We start from the raw sequence: 24,701 nt of genomic DNA, 5'->3' as shown, positions 1-24,701 counted from the left end.
TGAGTCCTAACTCGCTATGCAGTGTAAATAAACTTTGGAAACGTTTACATGACAAGGTTGGCATTTTTGTCGTAATGAGGGGGGTATTACCATTTTGTGTGATTTGGGTCACATAAATGGAGGTTTTGAAGGTGGTTTGAGGTTGCTTTTTGTTCTTGCTAGTTGAAATCGTTATCTTTAAATGTAGGAGATTTAAAAATAAAACAAAGATTAATCTGTATTATGTTTCTGATTTATAATGTTTTTATTGTGAGTAAGGACAGAGAAGGAAAGAGAGCCCAATTGAAATCAACTGGGCATGTGAGACAAGGAAGTATATACAACAAATGGTTCGCGGGCGCACTGCACACGAGCATTTGCCGCATCGTCAAACTGGGATTTTGAGTTAGGACCCAAGGGAGACACTTCATAAAGAATCTCTAAGCCACAAGAATACGGCGGTCGGTTAACCACTTCAAGAGGTGAGGCTTTCAACTGAGTGATTTGTAGCCTTATTTATTCTTTTGTTGCGGTGAGGTAGTGAGTTGAATAATGGAAAATTCTTAATAAATCAGGTTTTTAATTTTTTACGTGCAGGTGTTAAAGGAGTCAGTAACCAAAGAAAATTAGATTTTATCAACTGATTGGTGCGTAATATAAGCGGGAGTAAGGGTTGGCGATGAGGCATACAATTTAAAAAAATAATTTGTAAACGTTCCCATGATTTTGGCGTTGCTCACAGATTCTTTTGTTTTTTCCATTATGATGCTGCGTAATTTCCAGTTCCAAGGTAAGACAAGATGATGGATAAAGCACTGATTGAGCTAGCAGGTCAGCAGACGCAATTGATTGTAGAGTTAGGTGAGTACGCCGAGATCCTACATTGGGGACAAAAAGTCAGTGGTGATCTTGAACGTTACCGTCTAGCTCTGCATCGCCCTGTGCCATACGGACGTCTAGATGCTGACGTATCAATGACTTTGCACCCTGAACTAGGTCGCGGTGTGTTTAGTAGTCCTGGCGTAGAGGGGCACCGAAACGGGCAAGATTGGGCTCCTGTGTTTGTTATCACGGATGTCCAACAGACGAAAGATAGTTTAGTGATCGCAAGCGAAGACATCATTGCAGGTTTACATTTAACGACAGAGCTCAAGCTAGATGCACACGATGTTGTGAAAACTCGCCATACATTGACTAACGTTAAATCGGGCGTTTACCAAGTCAACCGTCTTGCCAATACCTTACCTTTACCCGCTCGTGCAAATGAGTTGATGACCTACTACGGCCGTTGGGTGCACGAGTTCCAAACGGTTCGCCAGCCTTTATTGCAAGGCGGTTACCAACAAGAAAACCGCCGTGGACGTACTTCACATGAACATTACCCAGCGCTTGTTGCGGGTACCGCGCACTTTGATGAAATGAGTGGTGATGTGTGGGGCTTTCATTTTGCATGGAGTGGCAACCACAGATTGCGTGTGGATGTAAAAGCGGATGGCCGTCGATACATGCAAGCGGAAGTTATATATTTACCAGGGGAAGTTGCGCTGAACGAGGGGGAAAGTGTAACCACTCCATGGTTGTATGCGAGTCACAGTCATACTGGCCTCAATGGCATGAGCCATCATTTCCATTCGCATGTTCGCGAAACTATTTTACCAAGCGATTTTAAAGACAAGGCTCGCCCGGTCCACCTCAATACGTGGGAAGGCATCTACTTCGACCACGATCCAGAATACATCATGTCGATGGCAACCCAGTCGGCGGAGATGGGTGTTGAACGTTTTATCATTGATGATGGTTGGTTCAAAGGGCGCAATGGTGATAAAGCTGGATTGGGAGATTGGTTTCTATGTGAAACTAAGTATCCACATGGTTTACAGCCGATTGTTGAACACGTGAATAAGCTCGGCATGGAATTCGGTCTGTGGTTCGAGCCAGAGATGATCAACAAAGATTCGGATTTATATCGTGCTCATCCAGAATGGTTGTTGGCAGTTGACGGCTACGAGCAGCCAACAGGTCGCAATCAATATGTGATTAACCTACAAAATGATGATGCGTTTAACTTCCTGTTTGAGCGATTGGATCACTTCTTATCGACTTACAATATCGCCTACATTAAGTGGGATATGAACCGTGAAGTCGTTCAGCCTGCGCATCTAGGTCAGGCGTCTGCGCACAATCAAACCCAACGTTACTATGACTTAGTGGATAAAGTTCGTGATAAACACCCAAATGTCGAGATCGAATCTTGTGCGGCAGGCGGTGGTCGTATTGACTTTGAAGTGCTGAAACGGACTCATCGATTCTGGGCTTCAGATAACAACGACGCACTTGAGCGTCAAACCATTCAACGCGGTATGAGCTACTTCTTCCCGCCAGAAGTGATGGGTAGCCATATTGGTGCGAGTCATTGTCATAGTACACGCCGTCGTCACAGTATCGAGTTCCGAGGGCTTACGGCACTGTTCGGTCATATGGGGATTGAGCTTGACCCAGTGAAAGAAGAACAAGTGGAAAAAGAAGGCTTTGAACGCTACATCAAGCTGCACAAAATGCTGCGTCCATTGCTACACAGCGGCAGAACTTGGCGAATCCCAACCGACGATAAAGCACATCAAATTCATGCGGTGGTTTCTCATGACCAATCGGAAGCGGTGGTGATGATTGCTCAGCTCGCGATGCCAACCAACTCATTGAGTGGTCACTTACGAGTACCGGGGTTAGAGCCAAAGGCGACATACCGAGTGTCTGTGTTAGATAAACCATCGAATTACGGTGACATTGTTAACTACCAACCGCCTTGGACTGAATCAGGCTGTGAACTCTCAGGAGCTTGGTGTGAAGAGATCGGATTAACCATGCCAATTCTTGATGCAGAAAGCGCAATGTTGGTGAAGTTTGAGCGTATCAGTTAACAATTTTCCCTAAACCTCGCGATATTCGAGACCTATCGCTTATCAACCGTAAACGTATGCCGTACAACCTATAAGGTTGTACGGCTTTTTGCGTTGGTTTTAATTGGATATTTGAAATCGTTCTCATGCTTAATGAACGTAAAGTGTTGATAAAAATGCCCAAATAACACGATATTCTCCCATTAATAGGTCTAAATATTGTTCGATGTCTCATTTTGAAAACTTGCCTGTAAACGTTCCCATAAAGCGGTTTTTGATCACAGTAAGGCATTCAGTGTGTGAGTAGCATTAGTATCGAAATATAAATAAAAGACGTCGACGTTATGAATTCTAGTTAGGGGAATGAATAGCAGTACGACACTAAGGAACGATTATGTCTGATAAAATTACGCTACAAACCAAGCTGTCCTACGGTCTTGGCGCACTCGGTAAAGACTTTGCATGTGCACCTATCTACATCTTCTTAATGTTCTACTTCACTGACGTAGCCGGCTTGTCTGCTGCTTTCGTTGGCACCATCTTCTTAGCCGCTCGTGTTATCGATGCCATCACTGACCCAATGATGGGAGTGATCGTTGACAACACGCGCTCAAAATTCGGTAAATTCCGTCCTTGGATTGTGATTGGTACGCTCTTAAACGCAGTAGTGCTGGTTGGCCTTTTCAGTACACACATGTTTGAAGGCACTACGCTTTACATCTACGCAGCGGCGGCATACATCCTTTGGGGTCTAACGTACACCATTATGGATATCCCATACTGGTCAATGATTCCTGCGCTATCAAGCTCTCGCCAAGAACGTGAAAAACTTGTGGTATGGCCACGTCTGTTCGCAAGCCTTGCATGGTTCATTACTGGTACTTACGGTCTGCACATTGTGGGCGAGCTAGGTAACGGCAACCAAGGCGACGGTTTCTTCAATGTTGCGATGCTGATTGCGGTTCTGTTTGTGATGAGCGCATTCTTGATTGCTCGTAACGTAAAAGAGAAAGCAGCACCGGCGAATGCGAAACCAGCAGAGAAATTCAACTTCAAAGACGTACTGACTATCATCGGTAAAAATGACCAGCTTAAAGCACTGATCGGTACCGTTTTGTCTTTCCAAATTGCGAATCTATTAGTTGGTGGCTTTGCGATTTACTACTTCTCTTACGCACTCGGCAACGCAGAACTATTCCCAGTTTACATGGCAGTAGCTGGCGCAGCGGAAGTGGCGGGTGTGTTCTTGTTCCCACGTATTGCTTCATTGCTGCCGCGTAAGCTTCTATGGCCTATCGCTTGTGGTTTCCCAATTTTATCTTGCGTACTTCTGTTATTGATGGGCTTTATCGCTCCTGCAAACGCGCTAATGATTGGTATGGCGGGTGCGGCAATTAAGTTTGGCGTAGGTATCGCGAACGCACTTCAAACAGTAATGCTAGCTGACGTTGTAGACTACGGTGAGCACAAAACAGGCCGCCGCAGTGAGAGTGTTATCTTCTCAGTACAAACGATGCTAGTGAAATTTGCAGGTGCAGCGGGCGGCTTCATCGTGGGTGTGGGTCTATCTGTTGTGGGCTACGTACCAAACGTTGAGCAATCAGCAAGCACCATCATGGGTCTAGAATTTATGATGATTGGTCTACCAGCAATCATGATGGCTATCAGTGGCGTGATTTACCAACGTTACTACCATCTTCATGAAGGCTTCAATAAAGAGGAAGCTGAACAAGAAACTCAAGCAGAGAGAGTTCCAGTGCAAGCTTAGGTATGACGCATTTTACTTAAGTAGTCCCTACCAATTTAGTCACTAAGATAAACGCCTCCAGAGATGGAGGCGTTTTTTATAAGGATAATATTATGAGAACGTGACACCGAAAGAGCTTCAGCGGCTTTAGTGAAATTACCCAGTTGCGCGATCAAAACGAACGAGCGAATGTCAGCAAGGTTATTTTATTGAGCATGTTGAATGACTTGAAGAAAGAGTAACCTTAAGATTATCACTCTTATTTAGTGTTCCTTAAAACAAGAACTCTTGAGCTTTAGTGACGCTCACGTATGATTTCCCATGTTTCCACTGTTATAGAGTTCACAATGCGTCTATCGATCTTAAGCCATGCTTCGTTTCGCTGTTTCCTGACGTTAGCACTCACTTTGTTTTCGTTATTCGTGCACGCGAAAACGACGGATACCGGATGGCTTACGAATCCGCAACACCCGCCAGTACAAACGCGTCTGGTGCTTACCGGGCAGCAAGATCGTCTAGCAAAAACCGTAACGGGATACCTTGATGTCAAACTCAGTGGCGATTGGAAAACCTATTGGCGTTCGCCGGGTGAGGGAGGCGTTGCGCCCTCAATTAAGTGGAACAACTCTCAGAACCTGACGAACGTAGATTGGCAGTGGCCTTATCCGAAAAAGTACGAGCTACTTGGTGTCGAGACGTTAGGTTACAAAGGTGATACCGTTTTCCCGATGACGTTCCATGTTGAAGACATGAGCAAACCAGTGGTGATTGATGCGACCCTGACGTTGTCTTCGTGTACAACGATCTGTGTATTGACGGATTACCACATTCAGCTGTCTTTCTTGCCTTCCGACTTACAAGTTGATGAAGGTGTGATGTTCACCTACGCGCAAGCGGTCAGCAGTGTGCCTCAAGCGTCGCCATTTGTTGAAGTGACAGAAGCAAACTGGGATGCAAACCAATCTAAGCTGCAAATTAAACTGACCAACTCACAAGGTTGGCAAAAACCAGAAGTGTTGGTTGATGGCGTCGATGAAGCAACCAGCGATTACAGCTTCAAATTAGAAGGGCAGCATCAAAAGGGCAATACGCTTACCGTAAACTACCTAGTGAATACTTGGTTGGGTGATGTAGAGCTGGATAACCAATCGATTTACGTCTCAATCAAAGACAACAACTTGCTGGCACAAGAAACCGCGCAAGCAAAAACAGGAGTGATTACTGAAGCTTTGCCAAGTACCTCACTGGTGAACATATTCTTGTTCGCGCTATTAGGCGGTTTGATTTTGAATATCATGCCTTGCGTATTGCCAGTTCTGGGCATGAAGCTAAGCAGTATTGTGGCGGCGCAGGGGGTGGAACGTCGTCAAATTCGCACGCAATTCATTGCTTCTTCGTTAGGTATTCTGACCTCGTTCTGGTTATTGGCTGGCTTTATCTTAGTGCTGAAACTGACAGGTAACGCTATCGGATGGGGTATGCAATTTCAAAGCCCATGGTTCTTAGGCTTAATGCTGTTGGTAACCGGACTGTTTGGTGCCAACATGCTTGGCTTGTTTGAAATTCGCCTGTCTTCAGGTACGAATACTTGGTTAGCTTCGAAAGGCGATAACTCGCTATTTGGACATTACGTGCAAGGTATGTTCGCGACTCTGCTAGCAACGCCTTGTTCAGCACCTTTCCTTGGAACTGCTGTTGCGTTTGCGCTGGGTGCAGACGTGGTGACTCTGTTTGCTATCTTCACTGCATTGGCGTTAGGCATGGCGCTACCTTGGATCTTAGTCGCTATTTTCCCTGGCATTGCGTTGAAACTGCCAAAACCAGGTCAATGGATGAATGTCGTGAAAATCGTATTCGGCATCATGATGCTGGCAACCAGTGCTTGGTTGTTGTCACTGATGGCGAATCACTTGCCTGTGTTTTGGGTCATCCTGATCGGCTTGGTTGCGTTCATCGTCATCATGGCCCGTGTTAAACGTATTTATGGCAATAAAGCGCTAGCAATTTCCGGCACGGTTTCGTTGATTCTGATTGCTGGTGGTCTGGTACTCGGCAGCGTGACAGCCAATCACTGGGCAACGCCATTACCACAAGATTTGGCTTGGGAAAAACTGTCCAACGAAGCGATTGCTGAACATGTTAAGAATGGCCGCGTGGTGTTCGTCGATGTGACCGCAGATTGGTGTGTGACCTGTAAAGCCAACAAGATCGGCGTGATCTGGCAAGATCCGGTTTACTCACTGTTGCAAAGTCCGAATGTAGCGACACTGAAAGGCGATTGGACACATCCGAACGGCTCAGTGACCGACTTCTTACGTGCGCACGGTCGCTTTGGCGTGCCATTTAACATCGTGTATGGTCCAGCAGCACCAGAGGGGATTCCTCTGCCAGTGATTCTGACTGACGATGTGGTGGTGAAAGCCATCGAACAAGCAAGCGGAGGCGCGATTAAGTGAACACAGTAAAAAAGCGCAAGTCGCTCAAATACTGGCTCAGTCAAGCGTTGCAAATGGTGCTCATGGTGACCGTGATTTCGGTCGCCATGGATTGGTACCGCACCAAAGACATCCCTAAAGAGCAAGCGCCGCCTCTGAGTGCGATCATGGCCGATGGCGAATTTGTCGATGTGATTGCCAAAAGTCATGAAGAACCAGTGGTTGTGTACTTTTGGGCAACTTGGTGTCCGGCGTGTAAGTTTGTTAGCCCAAGCGTGAGTTGGTTAAGCGATTACTATGAAGTGGTTGCAGTATCCGGCGCATCCGGACCGGAAGCGCGCGTACAAAAGTTCATGCAGGCGAAAGACTACCAGTTCGACAACATCAACGATCCGAAAAGCAGCATTATGCAAGAATGGAGCATCAGCGTGACGCCGACTCTCTATGTATTAAAAGATGGAAAGGTAAGCTCAATCACCACAGGTGTTACGACACCAATAGGCATTTTAGCAAGGATCTGGATGGCCTAAATCAATGTGTAGCATGTCGACTTTTTTCACGCTTTTACAATAACATAGGTGTTTAAGTGAATATGGCGTGCTACATTGGCAACGTTCAATGATAAAGGAGGGAACATGGACGTTGCCAAAATGTATGATGAAGTATCTGAGCGCTATCAGAAGCTAATTAAAGACAGCCAATACGTTGGCCCACATTGGGTAGATGAAAAGTTAAAAACACTCGATCTTAAACAAGTCTCTGCTCTCGATTTGGCTTGTGCCACAGGCAGTATCGGGGAGGTCATCAAAACGCATTACCCAGAAGCTACTCTTCACGGCTTGGATATTTCATCCAAAATGGTCGATAAAGCACGCGAGACAAACTTCTATCAAAGCGTCAGCGTCCATAACCTAGACCAACCTTTCTCTCCGATTTTCAATCAAACCTTCGATATCATTACTGCACTCGGTTTCACGGAATTCCTTACCAATCCTCAGTCGCTACTGCAATGCATCGCTAATAAGCTAAATGCCGACGGACGCTGTTTTATCAGTTTCCAATGTCACGACCCAGATGGAAAAGACCTGCCGAGAAACACTTATAGTGGTACGGTTGTACATACGGCTTACACCGAGAGTGAAGTCTGCGAATTCAGCCAAAATGCAGGGCTTGAAGTCGTATCACTAGAAAACCTTGTTGGCTACACATCAGGTGCTGGATATGTATGCCGTTACTTGCTCTTGGAGCTAAGAAAGCCAAGTTAATCAACTTTCTGGAAGGACACCATGCAAGGATATCGCATTAGCACAGCCTTTGCAGAGATGGATCTGGATTGCATCCATCAGTTCATTTCACAGAGCTATTGGGCAAAAGGACTGCCAAGAGACACGCTAGATAAAGCGGTGCGAAACTCCTTTTGTTTCGGCGTGTTTACCGAGTCGAATCAACAAGTCGCGTTTGCTCGCCTTATTACTGACAAAGCCACCTTCGCTTATCTCGCCGATGTTTTCGTGCTCCCAGATTACCGTGGGCAAGGCATAAGTAAGTGGTTAATTTCTGAAATTGTGGCCCATCCAGAGCTTCAAGGTTTACGCAGAATGATGCTTGCGACGCGTGACGCACATGGGTTGTATGCGCAATATGGTTTTAAACCAATAGAACCAGTTGAGAACTTTATGCAGATATGGCAACCAGACGTGTATCAAAAATGATTTTGAATGGCACAAAATGAATGATCATTTGGTTCACAAACGGTGCTTTGCGTGGGTGGGGAATACGCAGGGCCCAATTCGGTGAAAAAATGAAATAGTGATAAATTTAGTTTCTTCTATACTCATATCAATGGATTACGTTCCTTAAAAGGATAGAAATGTTTACGTTTAAACAACTGGCGGGTGTAGCGGCTCTTCCCTTAATAATAGTGCCTCAAATCTTGGCCAGTGAGAGCCGTTTTTCCGCACATAGCGACAATTATTTACTCCCGTTTTATACCGAGTCGAAAGTCAACCAGAAGCGCTTTGCACCGCTAAACCCTAATGGTCATGCCGCAAAGGACGTATTTATCCAATTTCAAATAAGTATGAAATACAAGCTATTGTCTTTTGGCGATCATGGCTTGTTTGCTGCTTACACACAGCGTTCGAACTGGGAAGCGTATGACGACTCTGCCTACTTTCGGGATGACCAATACAACCCTGACCTTTTTTACCGTTGGAACGTTAACCCATGGCAACTTTCATTCGGTTTTGAACATCAGTCTAATGGCGCTGGCGGCACGGACGAAGTAAGCTGGAACCGCGCTTATCTCGACACCAAATGGGATTTCGATACAGGCTTTGTGCGCGTTAAGCCGTGGATAGATGTGGGTAATAAAGACTACAACCCAGGCATTGTCGACTATCTTGGTTACGGTGAGTTGGATCTAGGCTGGCTTCCAGTCAATGACAATGAAGTAAAGCTCACCGTCGCGAACTTGTTTACTAAAGATTGGCAATACGGTTTCTACCGACTCTCTTGGGACTTCCCTGTTTATCAGGGCTTGCGGGGTTACATGAAAGCGGAGACTGGTTATGGCCTGACGATATCAAATTATGATTTTGATGAAAGTGCCTTTGGAGCGGGGTTTGCGTTTGATTTCTAGTCGCGGAGAAAAGAGAAGTATGAGTCGACGATGAAAGAGCTCGCGGTGCTGACTCAAGAAACAAGCGCCACTTTTTTTATATTGTACGTTGATAAATGCTTGGATGAAAATCCAGCAGCCTGTTTTGGTAAGGGTTATCCCAACGCAGTGAGCGAGCGGAAGCAATAAAGCATTTTTCTGCGAAAGTAGGGGAGCCTTGGATAACTTTTTACACGGCGAGAGAAACGGAAGGCTTGCTTTATCGATATGGTTTTTCGTTAAAAGAGAATAAAACATTAGCAGAGTTAAACTTATCGCCTGCGTAGATGGGCTTACAGGCTTCCCAGAGGCGATTGCTATCGAAGCCGTCCATCGTCACTTCCGTAAACTGACCAAAACTAAGGGTGGGTTCCCAAATGAAAATAGCTTGCTCAAGCCGCTTTATGCTAGGATATTAAACGCATCTAAGAAATGGACAATGCCAATCCAGAACTGAAATATGACATTGTCTCAACTGGCGATTCACTTTGAGGGGCGCTTGGATGAAGTCTTAGATATCTAACTAAAATTAGCAGACACAGAAGCCTGAATACCCTCGTTTATAAACCTCGACTGAGTTGGCACTTCTATTTTTGCGCGTCCAAATTTAAGATGGTAATCGCGTTGGCAACGCTCGTTGCTAGAATATCAATTGCTCCGGTACGAAGAGCTCCAACAATCGATAATGGCTTACTGCTTTCTGCGGCTATGGCGATAACCTGAGGGATCTTCTGGTAATCGGAAATGGTTAAGCCAATGACACGATTACTCATTTTTGTGTCCTGAACTTCCCCTTTGATGTCGTAGAAATCATAACCGCCAACTTCCCCTACAACGCCTTGCTGAATACGGGCCTCAACCATTTCTTGTACTGAGAACCATCCTAGGTTGACCATATAGCTACTTTCGTTCAAATCACCGATACCAACCAATGCGACATCAGCTTTACGAGCAATGTCCATGGTTTGCTGTACCGTTTCATCCTCTAGTAGTGCGCTACGTAACTGAGGGTTACGGATATACGCTGGCGCATACAGTGTCTCACTAACCCCGCCAAAGGTCTTAGCGAAGCGACGCGAAATATGGTCGGCATTGAGGATACCGCCTCGTGGGTGAATCCCGCCGATACTTGACACAAAGGTACACTTTTTAGGGTTCACAATACCGGTATGTTCCGATACCGCAGACACATTTCGTCCTTGGCCAACCGACACGACCATGCCGTCTTTGAGAGTCGCGGATAGGTATGTCGATACCACTCCGGCGAGTAGTGACCGCTGTTCGTCTTCGGTTGGTTGGTCCAGAGCGATCAGTGCACGCTTAAGGCCAAAACGCTCTTTAAGCTGTTCTTCCAGCTTGGCACCAAATACAGGGTGGTACTTGACCTTAATTTCGACAATACCTTGGTCTCTTGCGCGTTTTAATAAGCGGCCAATTTTGACGCGAGATAAACCAAATCGTTTTGAAATCTCTTCCTGAGTGGCACCGTCTTGGTAATACGCAACCGAGATTTCGGTGAGTAGGTTAGTCTCTTCGGCCTGTTCAATATTATTCAGTTCCATGTTGTTCCTTGTGAAATGGCTGCTTAATGCGGCTCTTGTTTATATCGCGGCTGACTCAAGTTCATTATCTAGCAGGCGTGAATCATGAGTGGATTTGAACATTCTAATCTTTTTTGACTTGCCTTGTACAAGTAGAGTCTCGGTAGTTAGTGATAGGCCCTGCTTATGAACACCGTTAAGTACGTCGCCCCTAGTGATTCCGGTTGCCGCGAGTACGGCAAGCGCATTGGATTGTCCCATGGCTGTCATGCGCGTACCTTCAATAGGGTCTACTGCGATATCAATCTCAACACCACCTAGCCCGAGTTGCTCACCTATATATAGCATTGGCGCTTCATCGATTTCTCTCTCGCCAATCACAATGGTTGCGTCGACCTGAGTTCAATTCAGTTGTAAGCGCATTGCTTCTACAGCAGCGGCGTCTGCTTTTTCTTTGTCTCCTCTACCAAGCCATTGGTAGCCAGCTAAAGCGGCATGCTCGGCTACTTGTGCGAGAGCGAAGCCTAGTTCATCCATGGTACAGGTCCTTATCAAAGTATTCATGGTTGTTCATTTGTTCAGATTACTAAACATGTGCTCATTATGCAAAACAAACGAACACGATATAGCCAGTTCAAAGGTTAATTGTTATGTGCGCATTGGTTTAGTGAATGCTTGCTGAGTGTTTCATAGTTAAAATTAGATTTTAGGCTCTACTTATGGTGCTGTTTAGATAGAACTTATTAGATTATGTTGTTGTTTTTATTGGGTTAATTGTTTTTATATAAAATTAGCTATTACGGTTCACATAATTATAAATTTAAATATCCAGCGCTATGGCGATCACGCAGTTGTTATCAAAACGTAACTAATTAGTGATCAAAATCCCACTTGGTAAATGTTGATATGTTATTTGTCTGTGTAATGGTCCAATATCATTTGTAACTTTCGTGGTCATATGAACAGGAGGAAACATGATAGCGATAGGTTGTGATGATGCGGCGATTGAGTTGAAAGAGTGCCTGAAATCGCACTTGGCTTCGAAAGGTATTGAATTTGTTGATTATGGAATCGATCCACAAAATGCAGAGCTTTACCCAGACATAGCAAAGACAGTCAGTGTTGCTGTCAGAGAAGGTAAACATCAACGCGGAATTATTCTCTGTGGTACGGGGATTGGTGTCTCAATAGTTGCGAACAAAGTACCGGGCATTCGAGCTGCTCTTTGCCACGATACTTTTTCAGCAGAGCGAGCGCGTAAAAGTAACGATGCTCAAATTATCACAATGGGAGCGCGAGTCATCGGTCATGAGTTAGCTAAGTCGATTTTGGATACTTGGTTGGATTCTGAGTTTTCTGATGGCCCATCTACTGAAAAGTTAAATAGAATCAAGGAGATCGAGAGAGAGTTTATTAGTTAATTTAGATTCAATGTTTAATGGAATAACGTGGAAATAAAAATGAAAAATACCAAACTAACGCTTACTGCACTTGCAATCACAACCCTACTATCGACTAACGCATTTGCAGAAGACCTGAAAGTGGCAACCAGTGCTCAAGTCGGCTCACTCCAGTACAACACAACTCAATACTTCACCGAAGTTGCGAACGAAGAGTTTAAGAAACAAGGCATCGATTACAACCTGAAGTTCTTCGGTGCAGCTCAATTAGGTAAAGACAAAGATGTTCAACAAAAACTGAAATTGGGCACAGTGGATTTGGCGCTACTAACGTCAACACTGCCAACTCACGTATCAGAAATGGCACTGTTTGAACTGCCATTCCTCGTGTCTGACCGTGAACACGTTGCCAAAATTGAGCAAGACGTATTCTGGCCATACATTGCGCCTGCAGCTGAGAAGAAAGGCTACAAAGTCATTGGCTTTTGGGAAAATGGCTTCCGCAACATTACTAACGCGAAACGCCCAATCAATACACCAGAAGATTTGCAAGGCTTGAAAGTTCGTACGCCAAACAGCTCATGGCGCGTGAAAATGTTCAAAAACTGGGGGGCTAACCCAACGCCAATGAGTTTTAGTGAAGTATTCATTGGTCTACAAACTGGTGTTATCGATGGGCAAGAAAACCCATACACCAACATTTACGCGGCAAAATTGCATGAAGTACAGGATTACCTAAGTGTGACAAACCACGTGTACACGCCAGCGTACCTCACTGCGGGAGCACGCCACTATGGTAAGTTCCCTGATGATGTTCGTGCAATCTTAGAAAGCTCTGCGAAGCAAGCGCAGCAATGGGGCTATCAACAAGCAACAAAACTTGAGAACGAGCTAAAAGATAAGCTGGTTGCGGGTGGTATGAAGCTTAACGTTGCAAACCGCGATGCCTTTGTTAGCGCAAGTCAGCCAATCTACGACGACTTCGTGAAAAACGTAAACAACGGCAAGGTGATGTTAGACAAGGTTCTGGCGGCAAGTAACTAAGGTAAAACGCCCTAACGTTTATCTCTAAGTACTGCGCTGGAAAGCGCAGTCTAGCTGTCACTTGTTACGAGGGCTTACGATGTCTTTTTTAGCTAGCATAAATACAATTTCAAATATTCTAGAAAAAGTGCTGATCACGATTTCGATGACGATTCTCATCGCATTAAGCACCATTATTATTGTCGCTGTTTTTTCACGGTTTAGCGGCGCTTCTCTTCATTGGTACGACGAAGTGTCGGCCATTCTTTTAGCTTGGTTGACCTTCTATGGCTCGGCTTTGTGTGCGTTAAAGCGCACGCATATGGGCTTTGGTGGGTTGGTGGCTAATATGCCGCTGGGTATGCGCAAAGCCATTTTCCTATTGAGTGAATTCATCGTCATTGCGTTCTTTGCAGTGATTGCTTGGGCCAGCTACTACATCTTACAAATCTTCGGTGACGAGACGCTAACCAGTCTAGATTTTATCCCTTTAGCCTTTGCGCAATCAGCACTACCAATTGGTGCGGTGCTGTTCATTGTGGCGCAATTGTGTTCTTTCCCTAAAGCATGGGCATGGGTTCGCCTAGGTTCAAACCAAGAAAACGAAGAGATCAGAGAAGCCATTAAGGATGCGAAAAAAGATATGGCTAAAGCCATGGAGGCTGTGAAATGAGCGCGCTAGTTGTACTATTTTGTTTAATTGGCTTGGTAATGATCAACGTTCCAATTGGTATAGCGATTGGCGCTGTAGCTCTGATTGGTATGGTAGCGACATCGGGCATCGATGCGATCTATAACGCGGCATTGGCGATGTTTGAAGGTGGCTCTAAATTTACCCTGCTGTCTATTCCATTGTTTGTTTTTGCTGGCGCATTGATGAATACCGGTGGTATCTCGCTGCGTTTGATTAATTTTGTTAACGCGATTGTGGGTTTTGTCCGCGGTGGCCTTTCAATGGTTAACGTTGGGGTATCGATGATCTTCGCTGAGATCTCGGGTTCCGCGGTAGCCGACGTTGCAGCGCTAGGCTCGATCTTGATTCCTGCAATGAAAAAACGAGGTTACTCGGGTAGTTTCTCTGCGGCAGTCACGTCTTCTTCAGCCTCACTCGCGGTTATCATCCCACCTTCTCTACCTATGATTATTTACGGCGCGATGGCGGACGTATCGATCTCGCAGCTATTCGTCGCTGGCATAATTTCTGGCCTACTGGGTGCGGCGGGTATGTTTGCGGTATGTTACTACTACGCAGTGAAATACGATTTACCTCGTGAAGAGTCGTTCAGCTTACGTAAGTTGTGGGTGGCATTTAAAGATGCGTTTTGGGCACTGACTCTGCCGTTCGCCATTCTAGGCGGGATTCTTTCTGGCTTTATGACCGCCACAGAAGCTGCGGGCATTGCAGTACTACTTGCGATTGTTATCAGTGTTTTCATCTACCGTGAAATGAACCTAAAGCTGTTTTACAAAGCGATGATGGAAGGCGTTACGGGTACCTCAGTAGTGATGCTATTGGTGGCGACTTCAGCGGTGCTTGGTTTGTTCCTAACTGAGCAAGAAGTACCACAAGCAATGGCTGCAGGCATTCTTAGCATCTCCGAAAACAAATACGTTGTGCTGATGATGCTGAACCTAATGCTACTGGTTGTTGGCGTGTTCCTACATGGTGCGGCAGCGATCATCTTAACGGTGCCAATTGTATTACCGCTGATTCATGAGTTGGGGATCGACCCAATCCACTTCGGCATAATGCTTGCGCTTAATATCTCGATTGGTCAGCAGACGCCTCCGGTTGCGAGTGTGCTGATCACCGCGTGTTCGATAGCGAAGCGTGACATTTGGCAAGTAACTAAAGTGAACATTCTATTTATTGGTGTTCTGTTCGCAGTGTTAATGCTTGCGACCTACGTTCCAGCACTGTCTGTTGGCTTTGTAGACTACATGTATAAATAACTTCAAGGATTTGAAAAATGACTAAACCTACTATTGCTCTTGTACTTGGCGACCCTTCAGGTATCGGTCCTGAAGTGGCAGTAAAAGTATTGGCTGAGGAAGCAAACCGCCAACAAGCAAACATTCTGATCATTGCCGATGAGTATGAACTGCGCAAAGGCATGGACATCGCGCAAGTGTCATTTGATTACGATGTGGTCGACAACTTTGAACAAGCAGATTTCCAGTCGGGTAAGCCTGTATTGCTGAGCTTCTCAAGCTCTCACGCGGATGCAATTGAATACGGCCAAGCCACGCCGCAAGGTGGTACCTATGTACTGGAAACACTGAAAATTGCTGTTGACCTAACGTTAGCGCACAAAACACATGGTATCTGCTTCGCACCATTGAACAAGCAAGCGATGAACATGGCAGGGCTAGCACATCGTGATGAACTGTCATGGTTTGCAGAACTGACGGACTTCCACGGTTTTGGCTGTGAAGTGAATGTGGTCGATGACATTTGGGCTGGACGCGTGACTTCGCATATTCCATTCAAGAATGTGGTGGAAAATCTCACGGTAGATTCTGTGCTAGAAACCATCGAGTTGATGAACACAACCTTGAAGTCTGCTGGTTTTGAGCAGCCTCGTATTGCGGTGCAAGCACTTAACCCGCACGGCGGTGAAGGTGGCCTGTTTGGTGATGAAGAAATCACGGTAATCACACCAGCGATTGAGAAAGCTAAGCAGAAGGGCATCCAAGCGTTCGGACCTTTCCCAGGTGATACCACGATGTGGGTGGTGGAGAAAGAGAGCATGAACTCAATCGTATCCATGTATCACGATCAAGGTGCAACCGCACTGAAGATGATGGGCTTCGATCGTGGTGTGACCGTTCAAGGAGGGATCCCAATTCCGATTGCAACGGCAAACCATGGCAGCGCATTTGATATCTACGGCAAGAATGTCGCGTCGACACCAGCGATGGAAAATGCACTCAAGCTGACGGTCCGTATGGCATCTAGCTACCAAGTTAACAATCAGTAGTAGGGCAGGGAAGAATATGAGAAAGCCAAAAAAATTAATTAATGACCCTATGAATGTTGCTCAGGAGCAGTTCGATGGTTTGCTCTCGGCAATGAATGGAAAATTGGAAGCATTACCGGGGATTACCGCGGCGATGCGCACAGATTTTCCATCAGACAAAGTGGCGATTGTCACTGGTGGTGGTGCAGGGCACGAGCCTTTATTTGCGGGTTATGTTGGCCGAGGCTTAGCGGATGCAGCGGCACTCGGCGATATCTTTGCAGCGCCTGCGCCTAACGTGATTTTACAAACTACTGAAGCGGTCAATAACGGTAAAGGTGTGATTTACATTTATGGTAATTACGCTGGCGATAATATGAATTTCGATATCGCGGCCGAGCTTGCGGATGATGATGACATCAAAACTCACACCATTCGTGTTTGGGATGATGTGGCTTCAGCACCGTTAGACAAAATTCAAGAGCGCCGTGGCACCGCAGGAGATTTGTATGTGCTGAAGATCGCAGGCGCGGCTTCTGAGCAATACAATGACTTCGACAAGATTGTAGCGGTGACAGAGCGTGCTCGTGATAACACTCGCTCCATTGGTGTTGCGCTATCGGCAGGTTCGATTCCACAAACCAATACCTTCAACTTTGAACTGCCACACGACGAGTTAGAAATCGGCATGGGCTTGCATGGTGAACCGGGTGTATCACGCGAAAAAATGACGTCGGCAGATGAAGTGGTGGATCGCTTGATAGACCAACTGTGTGATGATCTGCCTTACCAATCAGGTGACGAGGTCTGTTTGCTAGTAAATAACCTTGGCGCTTCGACTTATATGGAGCTGCTGATTGCTAACCGTCGTGCCCACGTCAAGTTGACCGAGCGCGGCATCAAAGTACATAACACCTTGGTCGGTAACTACTGTACCTCACAAGAGATGTCAGGTTACTCGATCACTCTTATGAAGCTCGATGACGAACTAAAAACATTATTTGACCTACCTTGTGAATCATTTGCGTTGAGGAAATAAAGATGGATGCATTAACAGCGAAAAACATGATGGCTTATGTTGCGCAAAAGATGGTTGCAAGTGAGCCAGTATTAACCAAATACGACCAAGCGATTGGTGATGGTGACCACGGCATTGGTATGGAGCGTGGCTTCAAAGCGGTTGCAGAGCTTTTAGACAGTGATTATCAGCCGGAAGATGTCAGCAAATTACTGTTGAAAATCGGCTCGACGATGATGGCGACCATGGGCGGTGCTTCCGGTGCGATTTTCGGTACTCTATTTCGCAGCGGTGCGAAGTCAATTAAAGGTGCAACAGAGCTGGATACGGCTACGTTATCTACGTTCCTAGCAGGCGGCTTACAAGGGGTTTATGATCGCGGTGGTGCTAATCCGGGTGATAAAACCATGATCGATGCATTAGTGGCTGCGGTCGAGAAATCAGAACAACTTTCTGGTCCATTAACCGACACGCTGCCGGCTATTGCTCAAGCAGCGGAGCAAGGTGTGGAAGCAACCAAAGACATGATTGCAACTACAGGTAAAGCAAAAACACTGGGCGAGCGTTCGCTAGGCCATCCAGATCCCGGTGCGATGTCGATGGCGTTTATTCTGCAGTACATGAATGAATATGCGACTGAGCAGGTTACCGCATGAAGAAGATTTGGATCGGCACTAGCTGGAAAATGAACAAAAATACGCAAACAGCCGAAGCTTGGGCTTCTGCTGTCTTGCCTTCATTGAAGCATTGTTCGAGTCGCATTCAACCTTTCGTTATCCCACCTTTCCCTTACCTACAAATGGTGTCCAATTTGTTCAGCGAACAGCCAATTCGAGTCGGTGTGCAGAACATTTGTTGGCAGGATGACGGCGCATACACGGGGGAAGTGTCTCCTCTGATGGCGAAAGACTGCGGTGCCACGATTGTCGAGATTGGTCACTCTGAGCGTCGTGCCATGTTTGGTGAAACCGACGAAACGGTCAATTTGAAAGTGCATGCTGCATTGCGTCATGGCTTAACACCATTGGTGTGCGTTGGTGATACCGCGCAAGAGAAACAGTGGGACGTATCGGCTGAAACTGTCATTCGACAAGTGAAAATTGCATTGTATGACGTTCCCGTTGAGTCGTTAACGCAGGTCGTGATTGCCTATGAACCCGTTTGGGCGATAGGTGAACATGGCGTGCCGGCAACTAAAGAAGAAGCGCAAACCATCCACCAAGCGATTCGCTCAGCGCTGGCAGAGCTATATGGTGAAGACGTCTCTCAAAGCATGCTTCTGCTGTATGGCGGTAGCGTGAATTTGTCCAATGCTGGTGGCTTAATCGAACAGCCGGATATCGATGGTGTGTTTGTTGGCCGAACTGCATGGGAAGCAGACGGTTACTCAGAGTTACTGAGTATCGCTGAACGCAGCTGCGGTTAGGGTCGGGCATGGAGCAAGCTACGTTAATGACCTGGATCATTCTTGGCCTTGGGTGTGCCAAGTTGATTGCTGGGATTTCCAAACCCAGAGTGGATTGGGTTAGAAGCTTTGCCTTTACTTATCTTGCGCCGTGCTTGTTTTTTTCATCGGTATATCGAACGGATCTACAAAATCTTCCATCATTGTCGGTATTTGCCACTTACATTTTGTGTTTTGGCGCTGTTTTCTGGGGAGTGAAAACTTGGCTCATCACGCAGGGCAATCACACGGTGGCTTCGTCCAATATCAAAGCTGTCGCGGCTTTATACCCTAACGCTGTTGGGGTGGGGGGGCCGCTAGTGCTTGCGCTTTATGGCCCTAAAGCCACTTTAGTGTTGATGGGTGTGATCGTGACGAACCTGCTATTGGTTTTGCCACTGGTTAATATCTTAATGATTCGCTCGGGGGAGCAGGGGTTTTATAGCTACCGTAAGGTGGCAACTGATCCGATCCTATTGGCCATCGTGCTTGGGCTATTACTTAACGAGTGGGATGTTGAGCTTCCGGCCCTTTTCATTGATGGTTTATCCAAGATTGGTGCTGCCGCTATACCGATTATTTTATTCATCTTAGGCGCGAGCTTGAGCTTTTATTCTCTTCGCTCGTTGATTAAAGAAAAAATAGGCCTATTGCTGGCAATCAAGATTCTTCTATTTCCACTGTTTATCTTGTTATGCGCACAGTATGTGTTTTATCTCTCGGTTATCGAAATTCAAGTGTTGGTTATTTTGGCCAGTCTGCCGACGGGATTGAATGTCTACTTGCTATCCGAGCGCTACCAAGTCGCCAAAGAAGCCACCGCGGGAGTGATCCTATTTACCACCGGTTTTTCGCTTATCTCTTTGTTGGGTTGGGAAGTCTTGTTGCAGCAGTGGGTGGTTTAAATAATGAATTGCTAAAAGGTTGGACACTATGAATGTATTAGAAAGACTAGCCATCAATACGGCTATTTTTGACGGGCATGACCTTAAAACATCGTTAAAAACGATTGAAAGCTTGGGTGTAAACCAAGTTGAGTTCGCATTCAATCAGGGCTACGTCGGTAGTTTAGACAGCGATATGTTCTCTGAAAACCATGCCCAATATTTGTTGTCTCTGCTAGAGAAAGAACAATTGACCACACAAGCTTTAGGCTGCACGATGAACTTAGCGTCTCCGTCAGCGATTGAAGACTTTATGATGCGTATCGATTTCGCCCATGCGCTGGGTGTTACCTATTTAAATACCTGTACTGGTCCCATTGCCGATCGCCACATCATTGTCGAAAATCTCAAAATATTGGCTGGATATGCCAAGGATAAAGGCTGTGTCATCTGTATCGAAAATGGCGGCGACCATAACTTCAACGCGTTTGCGAGCGCGCATGATGGAGTAAGAATTCTGTCTGAAGTAGACAATTCGGCGCTAGCTCTGAATTTTGATCCCGGTAACTCAGTGTCATTAGTACCGAATTTAAGTCCGAGTGAAGAAGCACAGATCGCACTGCCGTTTTGCCGTCATTTCCATGTTAAAGACGTCCAAGTGCATGACGACAAGTTCACCTTTCCAGTGCTGGGCGAAGGAGTGATTAACTATCAGCCGATTATGCAGTCTTTGGCGTCACGACAAATCCCTTTTAGCATTGAAAAACCTTTACGTATGTATCGTCGCAAGGACTCCTTTCCTATCCGAGGGCGCTCACCAGAAAGTATGGAGACCATTACCTCGGTACTGAGGCAATGCATTAAACACATTAACACTATCACTGACTAAGCGAGCGGTCCTATGCCAATTAGTACAATTGAAGAAATTATTGAAGATTACCGCCAAGGTAAAATGGTCATCCTAATGGATGATGAAGATCGTGAAAACGAAGGCGACATCATGATGGCGGCGCAGCATGTGACCGCACAAGATATCAACTTTATGGCTACTCATGGTCGAGGTTTGATTTGTTTAACTTTGACTAAGCAACGTTGTGAATCGCTCAACCTGTTCCCGATGGTATCTAACCCAACGGAACCCTGGGCCACAGCCTTTACCATTTCTATCGAAGCGGCTCAAGGAGTGACAACGGGCATTTCAGCAGAAGACCGAGCTATTACTGTCCAAGCTGCAGTCGCACAAGGAGCTAAGCATACTGATTTGGTAACCCCTGGTCACATCTTCCCACTAGCGGCGAAAGAGGGCGGAGTACTCGTTCGTGCTGGCCATACTGAAGCAGGCTGTGATTTAGCGAAGCTTGCCGGGGTTGAACCAGCATCGGTGATCGTAGAGATCCTTAATGAAGATGGCACGATGGCAAGGCGCCCTCAACTGGAGGTATTTGCGGAAAATCATGGCATTAAACTCGGCACTATTGCGGATTTGATTGAATACCGCAATGCAACAGAAACCACCATTGAGCGTATTGCTGAGTGCAAACTACCCACTGAGTTTGGTGAGTTCTCTATGACCACGTATCGCGACACAGTAGATAACCAAGTGCATTATGCATTGAGTAAAGGCGACGTAAATGGCGAACCGACCAATGTACGAGTGCATTTGCAAGATACCTTCAATGATGTGCTGTTTTCGACTCGTGACAGTAAGCAAAGTTGGCCATTGAACAAATCAATGCAAAAGATTGGTGCTGATGGCGGTGTATTGGTGATATTAGGCCAACAAGAATCGTGTGAATCGACTATTGCACGTGTAAAGCATTATCAAGCGCTCGACACTGGAGTGAGCGTTAAGCCGAATAAGAAAGATCGAACGTCACGCCAAGTCGGTGTCGGTTCGCAGATATTGGCTGATCTTGGGGTCAGTAAGATGAACTTACTTTCTTCGTGCGATAAGAAGTATCATGCTTTGTCTGGATTTGGCCTAGAAGTGGTAAGTTATATCGAGCCATAAGGTATATGATTCATAGTGTAGTGGCTGACAAAACTTGACCACTCGATTAGTGGTATGTGCCATACGTCAGTTAATTCATGATTGGCTAATTTAGAAATGTATTTAACAAGCTTTTGTCCAGTTGTGTGCTGGCGGGGCATGTAACACAAAAATGCCCCATTATTGGTTTCGTCAAAAAAAAAACATGCCCGTGCTTGGTTGAATTTCAACCAAGCATAACTAATCTGACACCTAAGATTCACAAAGCACAAAAAATGGGCATCATTGTGCGGTTCTTGTTTCAAACGCACGCGCTGATTTTTACCTTGTAAACCACTCTCAAGCCGTCACAAACTTTCAAGGCGCTATGGATGCATATTGCCTTGATTAAGTGCCCTAAATTGGTGCTAGGCTCGTCTGATGAGCTGTGATGGCTGCTTTTGATAACAAGCTTGGCTATTTAACGTAAAAGGAATAATGACTACCTAAAGTCATAGGGTTGGTTTTATGAGTGGGTTCATTTTTACGTACATTTCGTACGGTTTTTCTCCATTGAAAAAAAACCACGTTAAGCTTTTAATTTTAAAGGTAATAGAGCCGAAAAAATCACGGTGATTTCTCCTCAATAAAATGGCTCCAATTCGGAGCCTTTCTTCGTTACTGAATCACGTAAATGATTTAAATGACGCGCTTGTTTTTTGTTAGCGAACATTTTCGTTCCGTTGGGCTTCATACCCTACTACAGATAGGAGAGGCAGTAGTTTTAGGGGAGGAGAACTCCCTAATAATTATTAGGGAGTTTAGGCTTTGTGTTAAGTGTGATTCAAGCAATATATAACTTAATTTCAGCATTAATTTAAATTTATTTTAAAATAAAAATTATTTATGGTCGTGTATTTTTTGAATGAGATGTGAATTTGAATTATCTATAATAATGACCTAGAATAATATTAATTCACGACTTCACGACTTCACTTTCAATTGTTTTTTTGTTTTAAGGAACAGTTTGAACCTTTCGTTATGTTTGTAAGTCCATCATTTCTGCATTTTAAATTATACCCCACGAAGTAATGAATAAATAACTAGCATTAATTAGAAGAAGGATCTTTCTATGCCTAATATTAAAAGTGTCACAAAGAGTAAGAGACTTAGGTTGTTGATTTCTTGGTCATTGTTGAGGGTTCCGAATGCCAAGTTAGTGACTGGTGGTAAGCATAGCGCTTTGAAAATTGGAGCACACAAAATCCCCATTGCTTCTACGCCAAGCGGAAATGAAAAGAGAATGGTGTGTAATTTTAAAACCCAATTAAAAAATCTACTTATCAAGTTGGGGTTATTTACTTCAGAAGATTTAAAGGTATGTATGCCAAGAATTTAAAATAATTAGGTTTGTTGTTGGTGTTGATTCAAATTAAATAGTTTTAAATTCCTATAATAGTTTCACAACACCGCCTTAGCAATATTTTAGTATCATGAAAATACATCGGATTCCCGGTCGAGACTCAAATCCTTATACCTGAAGAAAAAAGATTATGCATACAGGGGATTATGTTTGGTAGTGAATATTTTCCATATACCTCGTTGTGTGAATAGCCACCGACTTGATAGACACCTTTTAGTTAGACAAACCACAGTGAGGGGGGTGTCATACTTTTGTTTATATCTCAATTTTGATGAAAATCACCGCTTCTCGCTCCTAATTTTCTGACTATTGGTGCTATATACATAACTTAGTGAGAAATATGGTTCACTTTGGTGGGCAGGTAGATTGATAATCCGCGCCAGCACGTTTTTTCGGCAGGGGTGAGTATTTTTAATTTTTCTATTATTTAGGCAGTTACATGATTTTTGAACGGTTGTGTGCTTCCATAAAAATGTGCCCACCTTCGAATAAAATGTTAACCAATACTAAGGAAGGTACAAATGGTAGATAGTAAATTTCTTAATTGCACACAATGTAAGTCCTTATTCAAAGGGGAATGTTCTAAGTTGGGTGTGGACGTATGGGGGGAAGGTTCGGCACTCAGGGCTGAAAATAATCCGGCTGTATGGGGTGCTCAGAATCCTAAAATATATTTGCTAGGCTTTTCTAAAGGCAAAAATCAAAACAAAGAGTTAATAAAAGTAAAAAGTGGAGAGTCCAAGTTTGAAGATATTCCATTCAAAAATATGCGACATCGACTCAAATGGTTGTTGAGTGCTTTAACAATTTCAAACGACGTTGATTTCTCACACTTATTCTCAAACAATGAAGAGGTCATTCAGTCAGCATCATTAATTAGATGCTCGTTGAGTTCAAATAATAGGGATGAAGCGTATTCCTATAAAATGAAAGGAATTTTAAAGGCAAATCCCCATTTGCTAGAAGAGATAGCAACTAATTGTGCTCAAAAGCACTTAAAAGGTGCTACTCCTGGAAGCTTATTTATTCTTCTAGGCTTAGATCCGGACTACATTAAGCTTTGTAAAAAAGTAATGAGAATAGTCTTTGGCCCAATACGAAAAATAAAAGACACTACATATATTGCCGGTGATATGTACTTTGTTCATGTAGCTCACCCATCAAGCAATCAAACAGACCCGCAATACAAGGCTTGGGTTGCTGGTGAAACAAAAGTTCCCAAAGTAGCTTGGGCTCGCGAAATGGTACTTAAGTCAGGTGTATTAAATGGCTAACCAAAAAATCTAGGAGAAAAAACATGCCACGCTGCGCGCACACAACCT

Annotated in this window: 21 protein-coding genes and 4 pseudogenes; 21 read left to right on the top strand and 4 right to left on the bottom strand. The window is 44.9% G+C overall.

Going from position 1 to position 24,701, the window contains the following annotated elements; translation table 11 throughout:
• Positions 1 to 779: 779 nt before the first annotated feature.
• Positions 780 to 2,897, top strand: a complete 2,118-nt coding sequence (locus AK966_RS04425) for an alpha-galactosidase (RefSeq protein ID WP_119463612.1) — start codon at positions 780 to 782, stop codon at positions 2,895 to 2,897.
• 373 nt (positions 2,898 to 3,270) lie between these two features.
• On the top strand, positions 3,271 to 4,644 hold the full coding sequence (melB, locus tag AK966_RS04420) for a melibiose:sodium transporter MelB (RefSeq protein WP_119463611.1): 1,374 nt from the start codon (positions 3,271 to 3,273) through the stop codon (positions 4,642 to 4,644).
• Between the two features lie 44 nt (positions 4,645 to 4,688).
• Here the strand turns inward: melB and AK966_RS20415 are convergent.
• Positions 4,689 to 4,840, bottom strand: a pseudogene (locus AK966_RS20415) (LysR family transcriptional regulator); the annotation flags it as partial.
• Positions 4,841 to 4,970: 130 nt separating this feature from the next.
• Between AK966_RS20415 and AK966_RS04410 the strand changes: the two are divergent.
• The 6 genes and pseudogenes from AK966_RS04410 to AK966_RS04385 all read left to right on the top strand — a co-directional run.
• Positions 4,971 to 7,079, top strand: coding sequence for a protein-disulfide reductase DsbD (locus tag AK966_RS04410; protein WP_119463610.1), 2,109 nt, complete (start codon positions 4,971 to 4,973; stop codon positions 7,077 to 7,079).
• On the top strand, positions 7,076 to 7,588 hold the full coding sequence (locus tag AK966_RS04405; RefSeq protein ID WP_119463609.1) for a protein disulfide oxidoreductase: 513 nt from the start codon (positions 7,076 to 7,078) through the stop codon (positions 7,586 to 7,588). The genes AK966_RS04410 and AK966_RS04405 overlap by 4 nt, the downstream gene beginning before the upstream one ends.
• A gap of 105 nt (positions 7,589 to 7,693) precedes the next feature.
• Positions 7,694 to 8,323, top strand: coding sequence for a class I SAM-dependent methyltransferase (locus AK966_RS04400; RefSeq protein WP_119463608.1), 630 nt, complete (start codon positions 7,694 to 7,696; stop codon positions 8,321 to 8,323).
• Between the two features lie 21 nt (positions 8,324 to 8,344).
• A complete protein-coding gene (locus tag AK966_RS04395; RefSeq protein WP_119463607.1) occupies positions 8,345 to 8,770 on the top strand; it encodes a GNAT family N-acetyltransferase in 426 nt (141 codons plus the stop codon).
• A gap of 158 nt (positions 8,771 to 8,928) precedes the next feature.
• Positions 8,929 to 9,699 (top strand): phospholipase A, encoded by a 771-nt coding sequence (locus AK966_RS04390; RefSeq protein ID WP_119463606.1) that lies wholly within the window; start codon positions 8,929 to 8,931, stop codon positions 9,697 to 9,699.
• A gap of 334 nt (positions 9,700 to 10,033) precedes the next feature.
• Positions 10,034 to 10,240, top strand: a pseudogene (locus AK966_RS04385) (IS256 family transposase); the annotation flags it as partial.
• Between the two features lie 64 nt (positions 10,241 to 10,304).
• On the opposite strand, the gene AK966_RS04380 reads toward AK966_RS04385, so the two are convergent.
• From AK966_RS04380 to AK966_RS19875, 3 genes and pseudogenes are all read right to left on the bottom strand, one after another.
• Complete coding sequence (locus AK966_RS04380; RefSeq protein WP_099079570.1) at positions 10,305 to 11,279, bottom strand: sugar-binding transcriptional regulator; 975 nt, start codon at positions 11,277 to 11,279, stop codon at positions 10,305 to 10,307.
• Positions 11,280 to 11,318: 39 nt separating this feature from the next.
• A pseudogene (locus AK966_RS20410) lies at positions 11,319 to 11,480 on the bottom strand (fructose-bisphosphatase class II); the annotation flags it as partial.
• A gap of 3 nt (positions 11,481 to 11,483) precedes the next feature.
• Positions 11,484 to 11,795 (bottom strand): annotated as a pseudogene (locus tag AK966_RS19875) (fructose-bisphosphatase class II); the annotation flags it as partial.
• A 437-nt stretch (positions 11,796 to 12,232) separates the two neighbouring features.
• Here AK966_RS19875 and rpiB point away from each other — a divergent pair.
• The 13 genes from rpiB to AK966_RS04310 all read left to right on the top strand — a co-directional run bounded on the left by rpiB (position 12,233) and on the right by AK966_RS04310 (position 24,653).
• Positions 12,233 to 12,679: a ribose 5-phosphate isomerase B gene (gene rpiB / locus AK966_RS04370; RefSeq protein ID WP_099079571.1), complete on the top strand. Its 447-nt coding sequence runs from the start codon at positions 12,233 to 12,235 to the stop codon at positions 12,677 to 12,679.
• A gap of 39 nt (positions 12,680 to 12,718) precedes the next feature.
• The gene (locus AK966_RS04365; protein ID WP_099079572.1) at positions 12,719 to 13,702 is read left to right on the top strand and encodes a TRAP transporter substrate-binding protein; all 984 of its coding nucleotides are present in this window, start codon (positions 12,719 to 12,721) and stop codon (positions 13,700 to 13,702) included.
• A gap of 79 nt (positions 13,703 to 13,781) precedes the next feature.
• Complete coding sequence (locus AK966_RS04360; RefSeq protein ID WP_099079573.1) at positions 13,782 to 14,354, top strand: TRAP transporter small permease; 573 nt, start codon at positions 13,782 to 13,784, stop codon at positions 14,352 to 14,354.
• Positions 14,351 to 15,634, top strand: a complete 1,284-nt coding sequence (locus AK966_RS04355; protein WP_119463605.1) for a TRAP transporter large permease — start codon at positions 14,351 to 14,353, stop codon at positions 15,632 to 15,634. Before AK966_RS04360 ends, AK966_RS04355 begins: the two co-directional genes overlap by 4 nt.
• Positions 15,635 to 15,651: 17 nt before the next feature.
• Positions 15,652 to 16,662 (top strand): 4-hydroxythreonine-4-phosphate dehydrogenase PdxA, encoded by a 1,011-nt coding sequence (locus AK966_RS04350; RefSeq protein ID WP_099079575.1) that lies wholly within the window; start codon positions 15,652 to 15,654, stop codon positions 16,660 to 16,662.
• A 16-nt stretch (positions 16,663 to 16,678) separates the two neighbouring features.
• On the top strand, positions 16,679 to 17,680 hold the full coding sequence (locus tag AK966_RS04345) for a dihydroxyacetone kinase subunit DhaK (RefSeq protein ID WP_099079576.1): 1,002 nt from the start codon (positions 16,679 to 16,681) through the stop codon (positions 17,678 to 17,680).
• 2 nt (positions 17,681 to 17,682) lie between these two features.
• Positions 17,683 to 18,315, top strand: coding sequence for a dihydroxyacetone kinase subunit DhaL (gene dhaL / locus AK966_RS04340; RefSeq protein ID WP_119463604.1), 633 nt, complete (start codon positions 17,683 to 17,685; stop codon positions 18,313 to 18,315).
• Entirely contained in the window at positions 18,312 to 19,085 is a 774-nt protein-coding gene (locus tag AK966_RS04335) for a triose-phosphate isomerase (protein WP_119463603.1), read from the top strand. The genes dhaL and AK966_RS04335 overlap by 4 nt, the downstream gene beginning before the upstream one ends.
• 26 nt (positions 19,086 to 19,111) lie before the next feature.
• On the top strand, positions 19,112 to 20,008 hold the full coding sequence (locus tag AK966_RS04330) for an AEC family transporter (RefSeq protein ID WP_259343736.1): 897 nt from the start codon (positions 19,112 to 19,114) through the stop codon (positions 20,006 to 20,008).
• Positions 20,009 to 20,036: 28 nt separating this feature from the next.
• Complete coding sequence (locus tag AK966_RS04325) at positions 20,037 to 20,876, top strand: sugar phosphate isomerase/epimerase (RefSeq protein WP_119463601.1); 840 nt, start codon at positions 20,037 to 20,039, stop codon at positions 20,874 to 20,876.
• A 12-nt stretch (positions 20,877 to 20,888) separates the two neighbouring features.
• Positions 20,889 to 21,998 (top strand): 3,4-dihydroxy-2-butanone-4-phosphate synthase, encoded by a 1,110-nt coding sequence (ribB, locus tag AK966_RS04320; RefSeq protein ID WP_099079581.1) that lies wholly within the window; start codon positions 20,889 to 20,891, stop codon positions 21,996 to 21,998.
• Between the two features lie 1,090 nt (positions 21,999 to 23,088).
• A complete protein-coding gene (locus AK966_RS04315) occupies positions 23,089 to 23,355 on the top strand; it encodes a hypothetical protein (RefSeq protein ID WP_119463600.1) in 267 nt (88 codons plus the stop codon).
• Between the two features lie 545 nt (positions 23,356 to 23,900).
• Entirely contained in the window at positions 23,901 to 24,653 is a 753-nt protein-coding gene (locus AK966_RS04310) for a hypothetical protein (RefSeq protein ID WP_119463599.1), read from the top strand.
• Positions 24,654 to 24,701 lie beyond the last annotated feature (48 nt).

It is taken from the genome of Vibrio sp. PID23_8 (assembly GCF_003584965.1).
Classification (GTDB): Bacteria; Pseudomonadota; Gammaproteobacteria; order Enterobacterales; family Vibrionaceae; genus Vibrio.
The sequence above is the reverse complement of the archived record's forward strand: the minus strand, read 5'-3'. Positions and strand labels throughout refer to the sequence as shown.

What these genes read in the sequence shown, in the direction of transcription:
- AK966_RS04425 (WP_119463612.1), top strand. Translation starts at nt 780, where the DNA reads ATGATGGATAAAGCACTGATTGAGCTAGCAGGTCAGCAGACGCAATTG.
- melB (WP_119463611.1), top strand. Translation starts at nt 3,271, where the DNA reads ATGTCTGATAAAATTACGCTACAAACCAAGCTGTCCTACGGTCTTGGC.
- AK966_RS04410 (WP_119463610.1), top strand. Translation starts at nt 4,971, where the DNA reads ATGCGTCTATCGATCTTAAGCCATGCTTCGTTTCGCTGTTTCCTGACG.
- AK966_RS04400 (WP_119463608.1), top strand. Translation starts at nt 7,694, where the DNA reads ATGGACGTTGCCAAAATGTATGATGAAGTATCTGAGCGCTATCAGAAG.
- AK966_RS04395 (WP_119463607.1), top strand. Translation starts at nt 8,345, where the DNA reads ATGCAAGGATATCGCATTAGCACAGCCTTTGCAGAGATGGATCTGGAT.
- AK966_RS04390 (WP_119463606.1), top strand. Translation starts at nt 8,929, where the DNA reads ATGTTTACGTTTAAACAACTGGCGGGTGTAGCGGCTCTTCCCTTAATA.
- AK966_RS04380 (WP_099079570.1), bottom strand. Translation starts at nt 11,279, where the DNA reads ATGGAACTGAATAATATTGAACAGGCCGAAGAGACTAACCTACTCACC.
- rpiB (WP_099079571.1), top strand. Translation starts at nt 12,233, where the DNA reads ATGATAGCGATAGGTTGTGATGATGCGGCGATTGAGTTGAAAGAGTGC.
- AK966_RS04365 (WP_099079572.1), top strand. Translation starts at nt 12,719, where the DNA reads ATGAAAAATACCAAACTAACGCTTACTGCACTTGCAATCACAACCCTA.
- AK966_RS04360 (WP_099079573.1), top strand. Translation starts at nt 13,782, where the DNA reads ATGTCTTTTTTAGCTAGCATAAATACAATTTCAAATATTCTAGAAAAA.
- AK966_RS04355 (WP_119463605.1), top strand. Translation starts at nt 14,351, where the DNA reads ATGAGCGCGCTAGTTGTACTATTTTGTTTAATTGGCTTGGTAATGATC.
- AK966_RS04350 (WP_099079575.1), top strand. Translation starts at nt 15,652, where the DNA reads ATGACTAAACCTACTATTGCTCTTGTACTTGGCGACCCTTCAGGTATC.
- AK966_RS04345 (WP_099079576.1), top strand. Translation starts at nt 16,679, where the DNA reads ATGAGAAAGCCAAAAAAATTAATTAATGACCCTATGAATGTTGCTCAG.
- dhaL (WP_119463604.1), top strand. Translation starts at nt 17,683, where the DNA reads ATGGATGCATTAACAGCGAAAAACATGATGGCTTATGTTGCGCAAAAG.
- AK966_RS04335 (WP_119463603.1), top strand. Translation starts at nt 18,312, where the DNA reads ATGAAGAAGATTTGGATCGGCACTAGCTGGAAAATGAACAAAAATACG.
- AK966_RS04330 (WP_259343736.1), top strand. Translation starts at nt 19,112, where the DNA reads ATGACCTGGATCATTCTTGGCCTTGGGTGTGCCAAGTTGATTGCTGGG.
- AK966_RS04325 (WP_119463601.1), top strand. Translation starts at nt 20,037, where the DNA reads ATGAATGTATTAGAAAGACTAGCCATCAATACGGCTATTTTTGACGGG.
- ribB (WP_099079581.1), top strand. Translation starts at nt 20,889, where the DNA reads ATGCCAATTAGTACAATTGAAGAAATTATTGAAGATTACCGCCAAGGT.
- AK966_RS04315 (WP_119463600.1), top strand. Translation starts at nt 23,089, where the DNA reads ATGCCTAATATTAAAAGTGTCACAAAGAGTAAGAGACTTAGGTTGTTG.
- AK966_RS04310 (WP_119463599.1), top strand. Translation starts at nt 23,901, where the DNA reads ATGGTAGATAGTAAATTTCTTAATTGCACACAATGTAAGTCCTTATTC.